Source organism: Pseudonocardia yuanmonensis, assembly GCF_039542425.1.
Lineage (GTDB): Bacteria > Actinomycetota > Actinomycetes > Mycobacteriales > Pseudonocardiaceae > Pseudonocardia > Pseudonocardia yuanmonensis.
This window is the reverse complement of the sequence record NZ_BAABIC010000025.1, coordinates 14,204-29,657: the sequence shown is the minus strand read 5'-3', so window position 1 is coordinate 29,657 and position 15,454 is coordinate 14,204. Positions and strand designations below refer to the sequence as shown.

Below are 15,454 nucleotides of genomic sequence, written 5' to 3'. Positions count from 1 at the left end.
GTCGTGACAGATCCGCGCGGCAAGGCTCAGGCGCTCTACGACGCCCGCCGCACCCGCACCCCGATATCGCCGTTCACCGACACCGAGCCGACGCTCGGGATGGCCGACGGGTATGCGGTGCAGCGCGAGCTGGTCGCCCTGCTGCTCGCCGACGGCGACCGGATCGTGGGCTACAAGGTCGGGCTGACCTCCGAGCCGATGCAGAAGATGATCGGCGTCGGTTCTCCGGACTACGGGCCGGTCCTCGGCTCCACCGTCTACCGCGACGGTGACGAGGTCCCGCTGTCCCGCTTCATCTCCCCCAAGCTCGAGGCCGAGATCGTGTTCGTCCTCGGCGAGCGGCTCGAAGGCCCCGGGGTCACGATCACCGAGGCCCGCGCCGCGCTCGCGGGGGCGGTGGCCGGGGTCGAGATCGTCGACTCGCGCATCGTCGACTGGCGGATCCAGCTCGCCGACACCGTCGCCGACCTCGCCTCCAACGGCGCGGTCGCGGTCTCCAGCAGGCTCGTCCCCGTCACCGAGCTGGACGCCCGGCTGGTAGGGATGACGCTGACCCGCAACGGCGAGCTGATCGACACCGGAGCGGGCGCGGCCGCGCTCGGAGACCCCGTCGCCGTCGTCGCCTGGCTGGCCAACGTCCTGGGCGGGAACGGGATCGCCCTCGAACCCGGTCACCTGATCCTGACGGGCGCGCTGCACGCAGCCGTCCCCATGACCCCGGGCGACGTGTTCCGGGCCGAGTTCGACCGGCTCGGCCCGGTCACCGTGAGGGTCCGATCATGATCGACGTCGAGGAGCTGGCCACCCGCCTGGACAAGGCCGTGGCCGACCGCAGGGCCATCGGGAAGTTGTCCGACGAGTTCCCCGAGCTGGACCTCCCCACCGCCTATCGGGTGCAGCGGCGACTGCGCGAGGGCGCGGGTCCGCTCTCCGGGTGGAAGCTCGGGGTCACCTCGCGCGCGAAGCAGGCGCAGGTCGGCGTGAGCGAGCCCGTCTACGGCTTCCTGGCCGCCGCGAACGCCCTCGACCTGGGTTCGCCGCTGGACACCTCTCGGCACATCCAGCCCCGCTGCGAGCCCGAGATCGTGTTCACCCTCGGCCGCGACCTCGCCGGCCCGCACGTCACGGCGGCGGACGTCCTGGCCGCGTCGTCGGGGGCGGCGGTGGGGATCGAGGTCCTCGACTCCCGCTACACCGACTACGGCTTCACGATGGCCGACGTCGTCGCGGACAACACCTCCGCGGCCCGCTACGTCGTGGGCGCTCCCGTCTCCCCCGCCGGGATCGACCTGCGGCTGGTCGGTGTCGTGCTGGAGAAGAACGGGCAGGTCGCGGCCACCGCGTCCGGCGCGGCCGTGCTCGGCCACCCGGCCGCCGCGGTCGCATGGCTCGTCCGTCAGCTCTCTGGGGAGGGCCAGGGCCTGCGCGCCGGCGAGATCGTGCTCTCGGGCGGGCTGACGGCGGCGGTCCCCGTCGCCCCCGGCGACGTCGTCGTCGCCACGATCGACCGGTTGGGCTCGGTCGAGCTCGGCTGCTCCTGACCCACCGCCCTCCGAAGGGACCACCCATGCCACTGATCCAGGTCACCCTCGCCAAGGGCCGCTCCCCCGAGCAGCTCCGCGCGCTCGGCGAAGCGCTCACCACCGCAGCCGAGGAGGCCGTCGGAGCGAAGCGGGAGAGCATCCGCGTGGTGCTCACCGAGTGCGAGCCCGAACTCTGGTTCGCGGGCGGCGAGTCCCTGGCGGACCTGCGCGCCCGCGGAGCCAGATGAGCCGGGTCGGCGCTCGGATCTTCGCCAGCTCCTCACGCACGATCGGGACGAGCTCCTCGGCGAGGACGGACAGCTGGCGGTCGTGGTCCTCGCCGGGCCAGAAGACGATCCCGTCCATGCCGTGCTCGACCACGGCCAAGACGACGTCGTCCCGCCGCCGGGTGAGCGGTCCGTCGAACGCCCAGGGTCAGCGGGCCCGATGCGGCCCGACACGTTTGTAGACCTTCCGCAGGTCCGCCGGGTCGCGACCGGACTCGACCGCGGCGTCGTCGATCCGGCGGACGGCGCCACCGAGGCGATCGAGCCCGAGGTAGGCGTGCGAGGGCAGCCAACCGTCGGCACGGGCGCCGGTGAGGGCCACCGTCCGCGGGCCGTGGGCGCCGAGCCGAAGACCCAGACCCGGGCCGGCCGCGGGCCGGGATGCACCCGCGAGGGCGTAGTGCCCCGGACGTGCGCACGCTTCACTCTCCGCTCCACATGGCCCGGATCGTCTGCACGGGAGGTCGAGCCCGAACCGCTCCGCCGCGAGTGCGTGGTGGACCGGGCCGTCGGTCGGCTGCCACATCGGGTCGGTGAACGCCCTCCGTGCCGCCGGGGCCGACCGACCGGCTCGCCTCAGCCCTCGGCAAGGAGGAGATTGAGCGCCGTGCGGGTCGCCGTCGCGTCGCGCTGGGGCGCGATGTCCGCCATGGCGGTGAACGCCGTGCGGGCGAGGTGCTGGGCGATCGTCCGCACGGCGAGGTCGTGGTCGCGGTCGCGGAAGGCGTCGACGAGTGTCTCGTGGTCCGCGTCCCAGCGGGCCCACGACGTGGGGTGACCGAGCTGGGCCAACCGCAGGAAGCGCTCGGAACGCTCGCTCAGGTTGCCGATCGAGTCGTGCAGCATGGGCGCGGCCTCGGTGGTGATCTGATGGAACGCGCGATGCTCCTGCTGCCACCGGGCGATGTCCTCGTCCTCCAGGCAGCGTCGCATCCGCGCCAGTGCCTCCTCCAGTCGCGCCACCAGCTCCGGGGTCGCCACGCGCACCGAGATGCTGACCGCCACCGACTCGAGCATGACGCGGGAGGTGTAGACGGCGTCGATCTCACCGGGGTCGATCGCCCGGACGACGGCGCGCTGGTCGGGCTTGTGCTCGATCAAGCCCTCCTCCTGCAGAAGGCGGAACGCCTCGCGCAACGGGGTCCGGCTCACGTTGAGCCTGCGAGCGAGGGCGGCCTGCAGGATCGGGGTGCCCGGCGGCAGCTCGCCGTCGAGGATCATCGCGCGGACCGCGGCGTGGACGTCCACCGCCAGACGGCGGCCCGGCCGGGCGGCCCCGGGGGCGGCGACGTCGGCGAGCTCCTCAGACATGCCGAGAGTGTATCCACTCCTCGCGTGGCGTCACCACCACTATGCGACGCTTTTTGACCATGAACAGCCGCAGTCGCGCGGCCCTTCCGGAACTCACCCTTCCCGTCGCGGCGCAAAGTGGGTACAGTTTGCGTCACAGCGATACAGCCTCACGGCCTTCACCAGGCATAGAGCTGATCGAATCCGGGTCGTTCGCCGGAACTCGCCCCAAGGAGGACACAGATGTCCCGGTCGCTCGAGCAGAGACGGCTCCCCTGGCCCGCCGCGGGGCAGACCTCGACCGCCCTTCCTCACGAGATGCGGACGGTCGCCTTCGACCGGTTCGGCGGCCCCGACGTCCTCCAGCTCCACCTAGTGGACACACCTGTCCCCGGCCCGGGTGAGGTCGCGGTCCGGGTGGCGGCGGTCAGCGTCGGCAGGCTGCTCGATCTCTCCGCACGCGCGGGCACGCACCCCTACGCGAGGATCACCCTGCCCCACGTCCCCGGCGCCGAGCACGCCGGCACGGTGGCCGCGGTCGGCGCCGGCGTCGAGTCGGTCCGCCCCGGTGACCACGTGGCGGTCTTCCCCGTGCTGACCTGCGGGGTCTGCCCGGCGTGCGACAGCGGCTCGACGGAAGGGTGCCCCACCGCACGCATCATGGGGGTGCACACCTGGGGCGCATACGCCGAGTACACGGTGGTCCCCGCGGCCAACGTGTTCGTCGTCCCGGCCGGCGTCGGGCCCGAGGACGCCGCAGCCCTCGCGCTGTCCGGTGCGGTGGCCCAGAACCAGTTCGACGAGGCCGGCCTCGAGCCCGGCCAGTGGGTCCTGGTCCACGGCGCCTCGTCCGCGCTGGGGTCGCTGACCGCAGCACTCGCGATCCACCGCGGGGCCCGCGTCATTGCTGCGTCCCGGTCGGCGGAGAAGCGTCGGCGTCTGCTGGAGCTGGGCCCGGAGGCGGTGCTCGACCCGACCGCCAGCGACTTCACCGAGCAGGTCCGTGAGCTCACCTGCGGCACCGGCGTCTCGCTGGTGGTCGACAACCTCGGCGACCCGGCGATCTGGCGCACGACGATGGAGGTGCTCGCCTGGCGCGGCCAGGTGGTGACCTCCGGAGCGTTCCTCGGCGGCAGGGTCGAGCTCGACCTGGCGCGGCTCTACACCCGTTCGCAGCGGGTCATCGGCGTGCGCAGCGGGAACCTGCGCAGCGCGGGTCGGCTGTGGGAGGCCGTCGCCGAGGGCTTCCGCCCGGTCATCGACCGCTCCTACCCCGTCGCGGAGGCCGCCGAGGCACACCGCCATCTCGAGGACTCCGCCAACACCGGCCGCGTCGTGCTCACGACCGGCGACGACGACTGGGCCACGGCCCCGAACGCCTGAAGGACTCCGACATGACCTGGTCACTGGTGACCTATCGCGCCGACGGGGACGAGACCGCCGTCGGGCTGCGCGAGACCGACGGGACAGTCCGCGCGCTGCCCCGGTTCGCCGGGCGCACCCTGCGGGAGCTGCTCGAGGACTGGGCCGCCGTCGCCGAGGAGCTCCGCGCCCTCGACGTCGCCGGCCTGGAGGTGCTCGGCGGGGTGCACCTCGAGGCACCGATCCGCTTCCCGCACAAGGTCGTCTGCGCGGGCGCCAACTACTTCGCGCACCTCGCCGAGATGAACGTGCCGCGTCCGGACCCCGTCGGGGCGCCCTACTTCTTCCTCAAGCCGCCGACGACGACCGTCATCGGCCCCTCGGACACGATCGTCCTCCCGGACCGGGCCGGCCGACGGATCGACTGGGAGGCCGAGCTCGGCGTCGTCATCGGGCGACGCGCGCACGACATCGACGAGGCCGACGCCCGCGCCCACATCGCCGGCTACACAGTCCTGAACGACGTGTCGGCGCGGGACCGCCTGGGCCGCAAGGACGCCGTCGCCCCACCGTTCGGGTTCGACTGGACCTCGGCCAAGGGCGAGGACACCTTCTGCCCCACGGGCCCCGGGGTGACCCCGGCGTGGTTCGTCGAGGACCCGCAGGACCTGCGCATCACGCTGAGCGTCAACGGCGTGGTGAAGCAGGACTCGAGCACCGCGGACATGATGAACAGCGCCTTCGCGGTCGTCGCGGCGGCGAGCCGGATCATGACGCTCGAGCCCGGCGACATCGTGGCCACGGGCAGCCCGGCGGGCGTCGGAGCTCCCCGCGGCGAGTTCCTGCAGGACGGCGACGAGGTCGTCGTCGAGATCAGCGGGCTCGGCCAGCTCCGCAACCCGGTCGCGGACGGCGCGACACGCCTCGCCGCCACCGGCCCAGAGGCCAGGAGGATCGCATGAGCGGCGAGTTCGAGCGCGGCGGGTTCGAGGGCAGGGTCGCCTTCGTCACCGGAGCGGCGGGTGGAATCGGTCGGGCCAGCGCGCTCGCGTTCGCCGCCCGTGGCGCGTCGGTCGTGGTGTGCGATCTGGTCGACCCGAGCGACACCGTGGCAGAGGTCGAAGCCCAGGGCGTCAAGGCCCTGCCCGTGCAGCTCGACGTCGCGGACGGCTCGGCGGTGCGGGACGCGGTGGACGGGGCCGTGCGCGCCTTCGGGCGGCTCGACTTCGCCCACAACAACGCAGGCACCTTCGCCGTCGCGCCGCTCGCCGAGCTCCCCGACGAGGACTGGACCCGGGTGATCGGTGTCAACCTCAGCGGTGTGTTCTTCGGAATGAAGTACCAGATCCCGCACCTGCTCGAGACGGGCGGCGCGATCGTCAACACCGCGTCCATCTGGTCCGAGCAGGGCGCAGCCCTCCAGTCCGCCTACGTGGCGAGCAAGCACGCCGTCGCCGGACTGACGAGGACGGCTGCGATCGACTACGGCGCTCGGGGGATCCGCGTCAACGCGGTCGCCCCCGGCCCGATCCGCACCGCCATGACCGCGGCGGTCCCGGACGAGGCGATGGCCCCCGTCATCGGCCGCACGACCCTGGGCCGCTACGGCGAGTCCCCCGAGGTGGCCGAGGCCGTCGCCTGGCTGTGTTCCCCCGCGGCCGCCTACGTCAACGGGGTCGTGCTGCCCGTCGACGGCGGCTACCTCGCCGCCTGATCCGTCGCTGCACCCGAGAGGAACTCCCATGACCAGCGGCACCAGCCCACAGCGACTCGCGGCGGCCCCGGTCTCGAAGCTCGGCTACGTCGAGTTCACGACCCCCGACCCGGAACGGCTGATCGAGTACTACCAGACGGCGCTCGGCTTCCACGTGGAGGAGCGCTCGGCCGAGGAGGCCTTCCTCACTACGGACTTCGACCACCACAGCGTGATCATCCGCAGGGGCGGCACCGGTGCGCGTACGACCGTCGGCTACCAGGTCGCCGGTTCTCTCGACGCCGCGGCCAAGCGCCTCGCGGACGCCGGCGTCCCCGTCTCGCGGCGCAGTGACATCGCGCCCAGCACGCCGGACGTGCTCGTCCTCGCCGAGCCGGGCACCGACGTCCCGCTGCACCTCTACGACGCGCAGGCGACCAGCGGGACCGGGCCCGGCCCCGCCCACCGGCCGACCAAGCTGGGGCACGTCGCCGCGTTCACGCCGAGCCTCGACCAGATTCAGGGCTTCTACCAGGACCTCCTGGGTTTCCGGTGGTCGGACACCATCGGGGACTTCTTCGTGTTCCTGCGCTGCAACGCCGACCATCACGCGGCCAACTTCCTGGAGAGCACGAAGTTCAGCGGGATGCACCACATCGCCTACGAGATGCGCGACCTCAACCACCTGCAGACGACCCTGGACCACCTCGCGAGCCACGACTACCGGCTGCACTGGGGCCCGGGGCGCCACGGCCCGGGGCACAACATCTTCACCTACCACCGCGACCCCGACGGCAACACCATCGAGCTGTTCACCCAGCTCGACACGATGATCGACGAGGCCAACGGCTACTTCGAGCCCCGCCCCTGGCACGAGGACTCGCCCCAGGTCCCGAAGACGTGGGAGGTGGACATCGCCACCGCCAACGCCTGGGGGCCCGTCCTCCCCGAGATCCTCGACCACTGACCCCGTCCCGCACGACCGGTACTGCCACACCACACGACGACGTGGAGGAGACGACCATGATCTTCAGCGAGATGCAGCTGCCTGCGAACCCGCCGGGCGCGAGCCCGCTCGACCGGTCGCAGATCTGGAAGGGCCTCGAACAGAAGGCCGTGAACGCCGTCCCGTACGTGGAGGCGATCACCTCCTGCCGGGAGATCGCGCGGCTCGGCGAGAACGTGTTCGACCGCGAGATCGAGCTCGGCGGAGCCCGCTACGTGGAGCGCGTCTGGCTCGAGCCCGAGAACCGGGTGGTGTTCACCCGGACCGAGGGCCCCGTCCTCGGCACCATCACCAACGAGATCACCAAGGACGACGGCGAGCTCGGCCTGCGTTTCACGTTCGCCCTCGTGATCGCTCCGGGCACCGACCTTCCCATCACCGAGGACGACTTGTCGGCCCAGATGACCACGGCGTACAAGGCGGCCGTGGAGTCCACCCTGGCCGCCGTCCGCGACCGCATCGCGGAGCCGGCGCGATGAGCACCGCGACGGCGCCGGTCGACGCACCCACGTGGCTGAGCGAGTTCTACAGCAAGGTCGACCAACTGGACACCGAGGGAGTCCTGGCCGCCTTCGCCGCCGACGCGAGCATGCGGTACGGCTCGGCCGAGGCCGCAGTCGGGCACGACGCGATCCGCGGCGGCCTGACCTACCTCTTCACGTTGTACGCCGGGATCCGGCACGAGTTCCGCGCGGTCTGGGACACCGGCTCGACGTTGATGGTCGAGGCGGAGGTGACCTACCGGACCCAGGACGGCCGCGAGGTCGCCGTCCCCGCACTCACCGTCATCGAGCACCGCGACGGCGGTGTCATCGACGACATGCGGATCTTCATCGACCCGACCCCGGTCGCAGGCTGAGAAGATGAACCACACCGACATCGCCGTCATCGGCGCGGGAATCGGCGGCCTGACCCTCGGCCTGGCACTGCGCCGATGCGGGATCGACGTGCAGATCTACGAGCAGGCACCCGAGCTCGGCGAGGTCGGCGCCGCCGTGGCGCTCGCCGCGAACGGCACCCGGATCCTGCAGGAGCTCGGTCTCGGCGACGAGCTCGCCGCCGCGTCGATCGTGCCCTCCGAGCTCATCTACCGAGGCTGGAACGACACCTCACGCGTGGTCGCCCACCCCGTCGGCGACTGGTACACCGAGCAGTTCGGGGCGCCGTTCTGGGGCATCCACCGGGCGAACCTGCAACGTGGGCTCGCGGCCGCCTGGGGCACCGAGCACCTGCACCTGGGCAAGACGCTGGTCGCCCTGCAGGAGCGGGGCGAGCAGACCGAGCTGACCTTCGCCGACGGCTCGACCATGACGGCAGGCCTGGTCGTGGGTGCCGACGGCATCCGCTCCCGGGTCCGGAGGTGGATCACCGACGTCGAACCGGTGTACTCGGGCACCAGCGGGTTCCGCGGGCTGGTCCCGCGGTCGGCGATCCCGGACTTCCCCGATCCCGATGCCGTCCAGTTCTGGATGGGCCCGAACGCCCATGTCCTGCACTACGCGGTCGGAAACACGATCAACTTCCTGGCCGTGGTCGAGGGACCGCGGGTCTGGGAGTACGAGGGCTCGGTCGGCCAGGCGGCCGACGGCGAGCTGGCGGCGGCGTTCCGCGACTGGCACCCCGCGGTACGGCAGCTGATCGAGGCGGTCCCGCAGAGCCCCCGCTGGGGTCTGTTCGCGCTGCCCCCGCTGAACCGCTGGACCAGGGGACGAGTCGTGCTCCTCGGCGACTCCGCCCACGCGATGCTGCCCCACCACGGCCAGGGCGCCAACCAGACCCTGGAGGACGCCGCCGTCCTCGCGGACTGCCTGGCCGTGGGCGGCGACGATCTCCCGAGCGCGCTCACCCGGTACGAGCGGCTGCGCCGCATCCGCACCCGCCAGATCCAGCGCAGCTCGTGGGTGACCTCTCCCCTGCTGCACCTGCCCGACGGCGCGGACGCCCGATCCCGCGACGTGCGCCTGCGCGACCTCGTCGAGGACTTCAGCTGGATCCACGCCTACGACCACCGCACCCTCACCGCTTCCGGAAAGGCCTCCGCATGAGCAACCCCCAGCCGGCCGACGCCCGCTTCGAGCTGGCCCACATGGCCCACGCCGAGCTCTACACCCCGGACCTCGACGGCAGCCTCTGGTTCTTCACCCAGCTCCTCGGCATGCGCGAGACCGCCCGCCATCAAGGCTCGGTGTATCTGCGCTGCTACGAGGATCCCTACCACCACAGCCTCAAGCTCACCCCGCGCGACACCCCCGGCCTGGGCAACGTCGGCTGGCGCACGACCTCCGCCGAGGCTCTCGACCGCCGCGCGGCAGCCCTGGACAAGGCCGGCCTGGGCAAGGGCTGGACGAAGGGCGACCTCGGAGTCGGACGCACCTTCGCGTTCGAGTCGCCGGACGGACACCCCATGGAGCTGGTCTGGGACGTCGAGAAGTACACGGCGCCCACCGAGCTGCAGTCCCGCATCCTGACCCGCCGCTCCAAGCGTCCGCTGCAGGGTCTGCCGCCGCGCCGGCTGGACCACGTCAACCTCATGGCCTCCGACGTCACCGTCCAGAAGGAGCTCTTCGAGCAGACCCTCGGATTCGGCACCCGCGAACGCGTCATCGACGGTGCAGGCGGCGGCACCGAGATCGGCGCCTGGATGAGCGTCAACGTCCTCGGCCACGAGATGGCCGTCATGAAGGACCAGACCGGCAGCAAGGGCCGCCTGCACCACCTCGCCTTCTGGTACGGCGTCCCCCAGCACAACACCGACGCCGCCGAGCTCTGCCGCGAGTACGGCATACAGATCGAGGCCGGACCCGACGTCCACGGCATCACCCAGGGCGCGTTCCTCTACGTCTTCGAACCCGGCGGCAACCGCATCGAGCTGTTCGGCAACTCCGGCATCCTGCAGTTCGAACCCGACTACGAGACCGTCACCTGGGACCTCGCCGACTTCGACACCGGCCTCGCCATCGGAGGCGCCACCCTGCCCGCCGAGACCTACTTCGTCTACGGCACTCCCGGCACCGACGGCCAGGACAAGCTCCTCACCGGTTGGACCGACCGCGACAACCTCTGAGACCGACCCCGATCAAAGGAAGGGAGCGGAACGTGCCGGTCGCCCCCACACCCGTCCCGGACGAGAGCACCGTGCTTGGCCGCAGCATCCGGCTGCTCGGCGCGTTCCGCCCCGGCGACGACGTCCTCACCCTCGCCGAGATCCACCGGCGCGCCGGCGTGCCGAAGCCGACCGCCCACCGCCTGCTCATCCAGCTCGCCGGCTGGCAGCTCGTGGAACGCACACCGGAGGGCTACCGGCTCGGGCTGCGCCTCTTCGAGCTCGGACAGCTCGCCCCCCGGCCCCGAGGCCTCCGCGAGATCGTGTCCCCGGTCCTGACCCGGCTGCACGATCTCACGGGGCTGACCGTGCACCTCGCGGTGCTCGACGACACCGAGGTCGTCTACGTCCACAAGCTGGACGTACCGGGGGCACCACCGCTGGCCTCGGCGATCGGGGGCCGGATGCCCGCGCACTGCACCGCGGTCGGCAAGGCGGTTCTCGCCCACGCACCGGCCGCGGGGACATACGCCGTCCTCGACAAGGGGCTGCGTCGCCTGACACCCCGCACCCTCGTCACTCCGTCGTTGTTCCTCGACCAGCTGCGAGCCGCGCGGCAGCGGGGTTACAGCACCGACCAGGAGGAGTCCGCGGTGGGTGTCAGCTGTATCGCGGCCCCGATCCTCGACGCCGACCGGCGCGCGGTCGCCGCGGTCTCCGTGACTGCGCGCGCCCACGACGTCCGCTCACCCTCCACGATCCGAGCCGTCTGCGCCGCCGCCTCGGACGCCTCACGACGGCTCGACATCGCATTCCGGTCCGGCTTGTCCGCGATCGCGTGACCCATACCCACCGACCGAAGCAGGAGACGACCATGGCACGACGACTGGCCGGGAAGGTGGCCCTGATTTCCGGCGCCGCCCGCGGACAGGGACGCAATCACGCCGTACGGCTCGCCGAGGAGGGCGCCGACATCATCGCCTTCGACGTCGCCGGCCCGGTCCCCGCTCAAGGCACGCCGCCCGCGACTCCGGAGGACCTGGCCGAGACGGTTCGCCTGGTCGAGAAGTCGGACCGCCGGATCGTGGCGACGCAGGCCGACGTGCGGGACGCCGACGCCGTCGCCGAGCTGGTTCACCGCGGCGTCGCCGAGCTCGGCGGGCTCGACGTCGTCGTCGCCAACGCGGGCATCCAGGGCAACCCCGGCCCCGCCGCCCACACGACGCCGGCCGACTGGGCGTCGGTCATCGGCGTCAACCTGACCGGGGTCTTCCACACGATCCGCCCCACCATCCCTCATCTGATCGTCCGCGGCGGTGGCGCGATCGTCATCACGAGCTCGTCGATCGGACTGCGCTCGGTGCCCAACCTCGCGCCCTACGGCGCCGCGAAGGCGGGGTTGACGGGTCTGATGCGCACCCTGGCGCTCGAGCTCGCCGAGCACTCGATCCGGGTCAACACGGTCAACCCGACGACCGTCGGCACGCCCATGCTGCTCAACCCGATCAACTTCGGGCTCTTCCGCCCGGACCTCGAGAACCCGACCGAGGAGGACGTCCTGCCCGTCTACCGGTCGCTCAACGCGCTGCCGGTCCCCTACCTGGACCCCGACGACGTCAGCAACGCCGTGCTCTTCCTCGCCTCCGACGAGGGGCGCTACGTCACCGGCGTCGCCCTGCCCGTCGACGCCGGGTACGCGATCAAGTAGCAGGTTGCGGACTACAATCTGGTTCCCAGAAAGTGGTAGCGCGAGGAGATGCCCGACTCCAGCCTCCCGCTGCACGCCTGCCACTACACCGAAGAGGTGTTCGCGCTGCTGGGCAAGCGCTGGAACGGGCTGCTGGTGGACCTCCTGCTCGAGCGGCCGCCCCGGTTCGACGAGGTGACCACGGCCGTCCCCCAGCTCTCGCGGCGGGGTACTCACGGAACGCCTGACCGAGCTGCAGGAGGCCCGACTCGTACTGCGCGAGGTCGAGCCACGGCCCCGGTGGCCGTCACCTACCGAAAGACCCAGCGCGGGATCGATCTGCGCCCCGCCCTGGACGCGTTGCGCGTCCGGGCCGCGGCTCCGACCGATTCGGAGGGGAACCCTCTTCCCTTCTCCGCAGCCGGTCACGAGGCCGAGGCGGGCTGACGACCTCCGCCGGCTGCGCTCGCCACTTGCGGGCCAGGTGAGGACGGGGACCGGTCAATCCCGCGTCCGCGATCGTCAGGCCTCGAACCGCTCGATGAACTTCAGGCAGATGCGAGCGACCTCCTCCCACCTGCTGTTGGTCATGAGCGAGTGGCCGGGCGGGATCTCCACGATCTGACGAGGCTGTCCGGAACTGCAGCCCCGAGCCAGATGGTCGCGAGGGACCAGGCCACGACCGCCGAGCTGAGCCGTCGTGACACCTGGAAGACGACGGCCGCGAGGACGACCGCCCGATCGGCTGCACGAGCAGGAGCCTCGACGCTCACGCGGGTTCGGTTCGCAGCAGTCTCCCGCTGGGGCACGACGCGCTCGGCATGAGATCACCCTCGACTGCGACATCCTCGCAGCACTCGGGACCGACACTGCGGATCATGGCCTTCACTGCGCCGGAGGGCAGTGAGACCGCCGAGCGGCTGCGGCTGCTGGGGTCATCGGCGTCCAGGCGCTGACGGGAGCCGGAACGGACGCATGATCGGAGAGCATCTCTCGGCGGGCAATCGGCGACGGTGTCCCAATACCTGACCTTCTCCGTGTAATGGGTTGAGCATCCCGCAATGTCGCCGCCGGCAGAATAGTCGCAAACATAACCAGCAGCTGTACCAGCGCCAACGCCTTCCGGGGCACCGGGTTGCCGACGCGCGCCGACCAAAGAGACCGTGCGGCGCCAGCAGCGCCAGGTGTGCCCCGCGCTCGAGGCCGGTGCCGATGTCGACCTCGGCCACTCGCTGCCGGTGTGAGCCCGAGAATGTCAGTACCGCTCCAGGATCTGCTCGAAGGCCTAGCACGACGATGCGGTGCGGTATCCGGCCGGATGCTCACGCGGGGGCGATGTCACCGGAGCGTAGGACCGTTCGATGGACTGGGGTAGCGGAATCGGGGAAGTCGACGAAGGCTGCGTTGGTGCGCAGCTGGCCGCGTAGGGTGTCGTGCAGGTTGCGGGTTTGACCGAGCAGGTGACGCGTCACGCTGGCTGGCGTGGCCAGGTGCCCACCGGGAGCCGATGTCGATGACCAAACGCGCTCCGCGGTGAGGGAAAGCGGTGTCGTACCAACGGTGCTTGGCGATAGTGCCGCCCATGGCGAACAAGTCACGTACCCGACCGCCCTCCCGGTCCCGGGTTCCGCACATCGGAAGATGTTGATAATCAAGAACCGGTATCGGGATTGCGGCCTCCAGGATATGGATCTGACGAGATCCGCGTCATTCTGTTAGGAGTTCTTAGACGGGATCAGGGTGCGTGCGCTTGACGAACCACCATCCGACGCTGGCGCCGGTGATCGCGCCTCCGAGGAAAGGGATGAGGGTGTAGAAGGCGAGATAGGCACCGAGCAGACCCAGGGCTTTATGCAGGGGGCTCGATCCGGCTTCGTTCATGTACTCCAGCATCATTTGCAGGGTCGGACCAGTGGCGGCACCGATCGAGGTGACGATCCACGTACAGGCCACCGACCCGAGCACCCAGGCGATGACCGGCCCCCAGCCCTTGTTCGTGAAGTTCCCGGTCAGGAGCATCCAGACCCCGATTGCGAACGAAACCGACCACGGCAGCGTCGCCATAAATGCTTGGAAGAAGGTCACGTAGTCGTCGATGGACGGCGTGCTGCGAATGGCCGTGGAGACCGCAGAGGTGACCGTTGAGGTCGCGCCGGTGCCGAGCACGAAGCCGACGACCGCGAGCCCGAGTGTCCCCCATCCGACTGCCTGCCCGGCCTGTTGGACACCGGCTTGGTTCTTGATCATCGGCGGGAGGTAGTCGCGGGGATTAGCTCCGCCGAGTTCGCCGAGGCCGGACTCCGTCTTCTCTCGCCCGAGGATCTGGTCGGAGAGATTCCCGAGTTCGCTCAGGCGTTTTTCCGTGTCATCGGAGTAGGACGCCTGCAGCGTCTCATTCCAGGTCGGCTGGGCAACAAAGTGCGTGGTGGTCTGGCCGAGGCTGTTCACCACCACCAAGGACCCCCCGGTGCGGGCAAGCCGCGCTCGTGCGTACTCCACGGCGGCACTGTGGGTGAGAAACACGGGTCTGCTGGCCGACGAGCTGGGGTCCTCGACCCGCCAGACCCCGGTGCTGTCCCCTCGAACCGTCACCACGCGCGCGACCATGTCTCCTCCAGCCATGCGCTAGTTCCAATGCAGCGCGATAGCTGAATTCGCCTAGACCAGGAGCACCGTTACTCAGGCCGCCGCACAACGGGCGGCCTTGATGCCCCGACCGGTCTGGATCCCGCGAGACGCGAAGTACTTTCAGCGCGCCGTGTCAGGTGATCGTGGAGCAGGTGGCGGGATGGCCGAGATGACTCTCCTGGTAGTCAACTCGAATCTTCGTCTCTCCGTGAGGAAGCCAGCGCCGAGAGCACCATCTGGAAGATCCTGCGCAACATCCGGTCCGGCCCGAGCAGGGCAACCACCCAGTTCAGGCCGTCCAGACCCTGATCCTCGTCGGCTGACCTCAGGTTGGAAATGGCTCAGTGTGGTCTTCGACGTGAGCGACCAGCGCCGACGAACCCTGGCGCTGAGTCGATTGGCGTTGGCGACTTTCGGGACCTGAACAGCGCGAGCGCAAGGCCGTGCCGAGCACGCTCGACCCCGTTTCGATCCTGCTCGTCGAGCGCGGCCAGCAGCCAGGCAGCCCACACCCTCACCCCGTAGACGTCGTCCAACGCGTACGAAGAACGACAAACGCGGACTTCGTCCGGTCCTCCGGCATAGTCACCCCAGCCATCCCACGCAGAATCTGAGACGCCTCGTAAAGCCTCATGCTCTTCCCACATGTGCACCATGATCTTGTCCTGCCGCGGGGGGAAGCGCGACGGCAAGCATAGGCGGCCCCAAAGTGGCTGACTCCGGCCTGGGCGACCGACCACCCTGGGACCTGACTGCGGGATACGCGCGTAGAAGCGACCAACCCCGGGACACAGCGGCTGCTCGTCGACGGCGAGCAGATCGGCCGAGTCGCGGGAGACGCAATGCTCTTGCCGCGTGGAAGAGATTGCCATTCTGTGCGGGGCGTCGCCGACACATCAGGGGCTACTGCAGGTACCGCAACAGTTGACTGCAGA

17 protein-coding genes are annotated in these 15,454 nt (G+C 70.5%); 14 read left to right on the top strand and 3 right to left on the bottom strand.

Features of this window, described 5'->3' with window-relative positions:
- Positions 1 to 3: 3 nt before the first annotated feature.
- The 3 genes from ABD990_RS28135 to ABD990_RS28125 are packed head-to-tail and all read left to right on the top strand — an operon-like array spanning position 4 to position 1,771.
- Positions 4 to 783: a 2-keto-4-pentenoate hydratase gene (locus ABD990_RS28135; protein WP_345383785.1), complete on the top strand. Its 780-nt coding sequence runs from the start codon at positions 4 to 6 to the stop codon at positions 781 to 783.
- The gene (locus tag ABD990_RS28130) at positions 780 to 1,541 is read left to right on the top strand and encodes a 2-keto-4-pentenoate hydratase (RefSeq protein WP_345383784.1); all 762 of its coding nucleotides are present in this window, start codon (positions 780 to 782) and stop codon (positions 1,539 to 1,541) included. The genes ABD990_RS28135 and ABD990_RS28130 overlap by 4 nt, the downstream gene beginning before the upstream one ends.
- Positions 1,542 to 1,567: 26 nt before the next feature.
- A complete protein-coding gene (locus ABD990_RS28125) occupies positions 1,568 to 1,771 on the top strand; it encodes a tautomerase family protein (RefSeq protein ID WP_345383783.1) in 204 nt (67 codons plus the stop codon).
- 187 nt (positions 1,772 to 1,958) lie between these two features.
- On the opposite strand, the gene ABD990_RS28120 is transcribed toward ABD990_RS28125, so the two are convergent.
- A complete protein-coding gene (locus tag ABD990_RS28120) occupies positions 1,959 to 2,132 on the bottom strand; it encodes a hypothetical protein (protein ID WP_345383782.1) in 174 nt (57 codons plus the stop codon).
- A gap of 254 nt (positions 2,133 to 2,386) precedes the next feature.
- On the bottom strand, positions 2,387 to 3,121 hold the full coding sequence (locus ABD990_RS28115; protein ID WP_345383781.1) for a GntR family transcriptional regulator: 735 nt from the start codon (positions 3,119 to 3,121) through the stop codon (positions 2,387 to 2,389).
- A 222-nt stretch (positions 3,122 to 3,343) separates the two neighbouring features.
- Between ABD990_RS28115 and ABD990_RS28110 the strand changes: the two genes are divergently transcribed.
- Genes ABD990_RS28110 through ABD990_RS28060 form a run of 11 tightly spaced genes read left to right on the top strand, consistent with a single transcriptional unit; the run spans position 3,344 to position 12,338 of the window.
- Positions 3,344 to 4,483 carry an alcohol dehydrogenase catalytic domain-containing protein gene (locus ABD990_RS28110; protein ID WP_345383780.1) on the top strand — a complete coding sequence of 380 codons (1,140 nt, stop codon included), beginning with the start codon at positions 3,344 to 3,346 and terminating at the stop codon, positions 4,481 to 4,483.
- Positions 4,484 to 4,494: 11 nt separating this feature from the next.
- Positions 4,495 to 5,424 carry a fumarylacetoacetate hydrolase family protein gene (locus tag ABD990_RS28105; protein WP_345383779.1) on the top strand — a complete coding sequence of 310 codons (930 nt, stop codon included), beginning with the start codon at positions 4,495 to 4,497 and terminating at the stop codon, positions 5,422 to 5,424.
- Positions 5,421 to 6,176, top strand: a complete 756-nt coding sequence (locus ABD990_RS28100) for an SDR family NAD(P)-dependent oxidoreductase (protein ID WP_345383778.1) — start codon at positions 5,421 to 5,423, stop codon at positions 6,174 to 6,176. The genes ABD990_RS28105 and ABD990_RS28100 overlap by 4 nt, the downstream gene beginning before the upstream one ends.
- Positions 6,177 to 6,204: 28 nt before the next feature.
- Positions 6,205 to 7,122, top strand: coding sequence for a VOC family protein (locus tag ABD990_RS28095; RefSeq protein ID WP_345383777.1), 918 nt, complete (start codon positions 6,205 to 6,207; stop codon positions 7,120 to 7,122).
- 56 nt (positions 7,123 to 7,178) lie between these two features.
- Positions 7,179 to 7,640: an SRPBCC family protein gene (locus tag ABD990_RS28090; RefSeq protein ID WP_345383776.1), complete on the top strand. Its 462-nt coding sequence runs from the start codon at positions 7,179 to 7,181 to the stop codon at positions 7,638 to 7,640.
- Positions 7,637 to 8,020 carry a nuclear transport factor 2 family protein gene (locus ABD990_RS28085; RefSeq protein ID WP_345383775.1) on the top strand — a complete coding sequence of 128 codons (384 nt, stop codon included), beginning with the start codon at positions 7,637 to 7,639 and terminating at the stop codon, positions 8,018 to 8,020. Before ABD990_RS28090 ends, ABD990_RS28085 begins: the two co-directional genes overlap by 4 nt.
- 4 nt (positions 8,021 to 8,024) lie before the next feature.
- Positions 8,025 to 9,206: an FAD-dependent monooxygenase gene (locus ABD990_RS28080; RefSeq protein WP_345383774.1), complete on the top strand. Its 1,182-nt coding sequence runs from the start codon at positions 8,025 to 8,027 to the stop codon at positions 9,204 to 9,206.
- Complete coding sequence (locus ABD990_RS28075; protein WP_345383773.1) at positions 9,203 to 10,225, top strand: VOC family protein; 1,023 nt, start codon at positions 9,203 to 9,205, stop codon at positions 10,223 to 10,225. The genes ABD990_RS28080 and ABD990_RS28075 overlap by 4 nt, the downstream gene beginning before the upstream one ends.
- Positions 10,226 to 10,257: 32 nt before the next feature.
- On the top strand, positions 10,258 to 11,046 hold the full coding sequence (locus tag ABD990_RS28070; protein WP_345383771.1) for an IclR family transcriptional regulator: 789 nt from the start codon (positions 10,258 to 10,260) through the stop codon (positions 11,044 to 11,046).
- A 32-nt stretch (positions 11,047 to 11,078) separates the two neighbouring features.
- A complete protein-coding gene (locus ABD990_RS28065) occupies positions 11,079 to 11,912 on the top strand; it encodes a mycofactocin-coupled SDR family oxidoreductase (RefSeq protein ID WP_345383770.1) in 834 nt (277 codons plus the stop codon).
- A 48-nt stretch (positions 11,913 to 11,960) separates the two neighbouring features.
- Positions 11,961 to 12,338, top strand: a complete 378-nt coding sequence (locus ABD990_RS28060; protein WP_345383769.1) for a transcriptional regulator — start codon at positions 11,961 to 11,963, stop codon at positions 12,336 to 12,338.
- Between the two features lie 1,278 nt (positions 12,339 to 13,616).
- Here the strand turns inward: ABD990_RS28060 and ABD990_RS28055 are convergent.
- Positions 13,617 to 14,498, bottom strand: coding sequence for a DUF2188 domain-containing protein (locus ABD990_RS28055; RefSeq protein WP_345383768.1), 882 nt, complete (start codon positions 14,496 to 14,498; stop codon positions 13,617 to 13,619).
- Positions 14,499 to 15,454 lie beyond the last annotated feature (956 nt).

Coding starts and splice junctions, on each gene's coding strand:
- ABD990_RS28130 (WP_345383784.1), top strand. CDS start 780: ATGATCGACGTCGAGGAGCTGGCCACCCGCCTGGACAAGGCCGTGGCC.
- ABD990_RS28125 (WP_345383783.1), top strand. CDS start 1,568: ATGCCACTGATCCAGGTCACCCTCGCCAAGGGCCGCTCCCCCGAGCAG.
- ABD990_RS28115 (WP_345383781.1), bottom strand. CDS start 3,121: ATGTCTGAGGAGCTCGCCGACGTCGCCGCCCCCGGGGCCGCCCGGCCG.
- ABD990_RS28110 (WP_345383780.1), top strand. CDS start 3,344: ATGTCCCGGTCGCTCGAGCAGAGACGGCTCCCCTGGCCCGCCGCGGGG.
- ABD990_RS28105 (WP_345383779.1), top strand. CDS start 4,495: ATGACCTGGTCACTGGTGACCTATCGCGCCGACGGGGACGAGACCGCC.
- ABD990_RS28100 (WP_345383778.1), top strand. CDS start 5,421: ATGAGCGGCGAGTTCGAGCGCGGCGGGTTCGAGGGCAGGGTCGCCTTC.
- ABD990_RS28095 (WP_345383777.1), top strand. CDS start 6,205: ATGACCAGCGGCACCAGCCCACAGCGACTCGCGGCGGCCCCGGTCTCG.
- ABD990_RS28090 (WP_345383776.1), top strand. CDS start 7,179: ATGATCTTCAGCGAGATGCAGCTGCCTGCGAACCCGCCGGGCGCGAGC.
- ABD990_RS28085 (WP_345383775.1), top strand. CDS start 7,637: ATGAGCACCGCGACGGCGCCGGTCGACGCACCCACGTGGCTGAGCGAG.
- ABD990_RS28080 (WP_345383774.1), top strand. CDS start 8,025: ATGAACCACACCGACATCGCCGTCATCGGCGCGGGAATCGGCGGCCTG.
- ABD990_RS28075 (WP_345383773.1), top strand. CDS start 9,203: ATGAGCAACCCCCAGCCGGCCGACGCCCGCTTCGAGCTGGCCCACATG.
- ABD990_RS28065 (WP_345383770.1), top strand. CDS start 11,079: ATGGCACGACGACTGGCCGGGAAGGTGGCCCTGATTTCCGGCGCCGCC.
- ABD990_RS28060 (WP_345383769.1), top strand. CDS start 11,961: ATGCCCGACTCCAGCCTCCCGCTGCACGCCTGCCACTACACCGAAGAG.
- ABD990_RS28055 (WP_345383768.1), bottom strand. CDS start 14,498: ATGGTCGCGCGCGTGGTGACGGTTCGAGGGGACAGCACCGGGGTCTGG.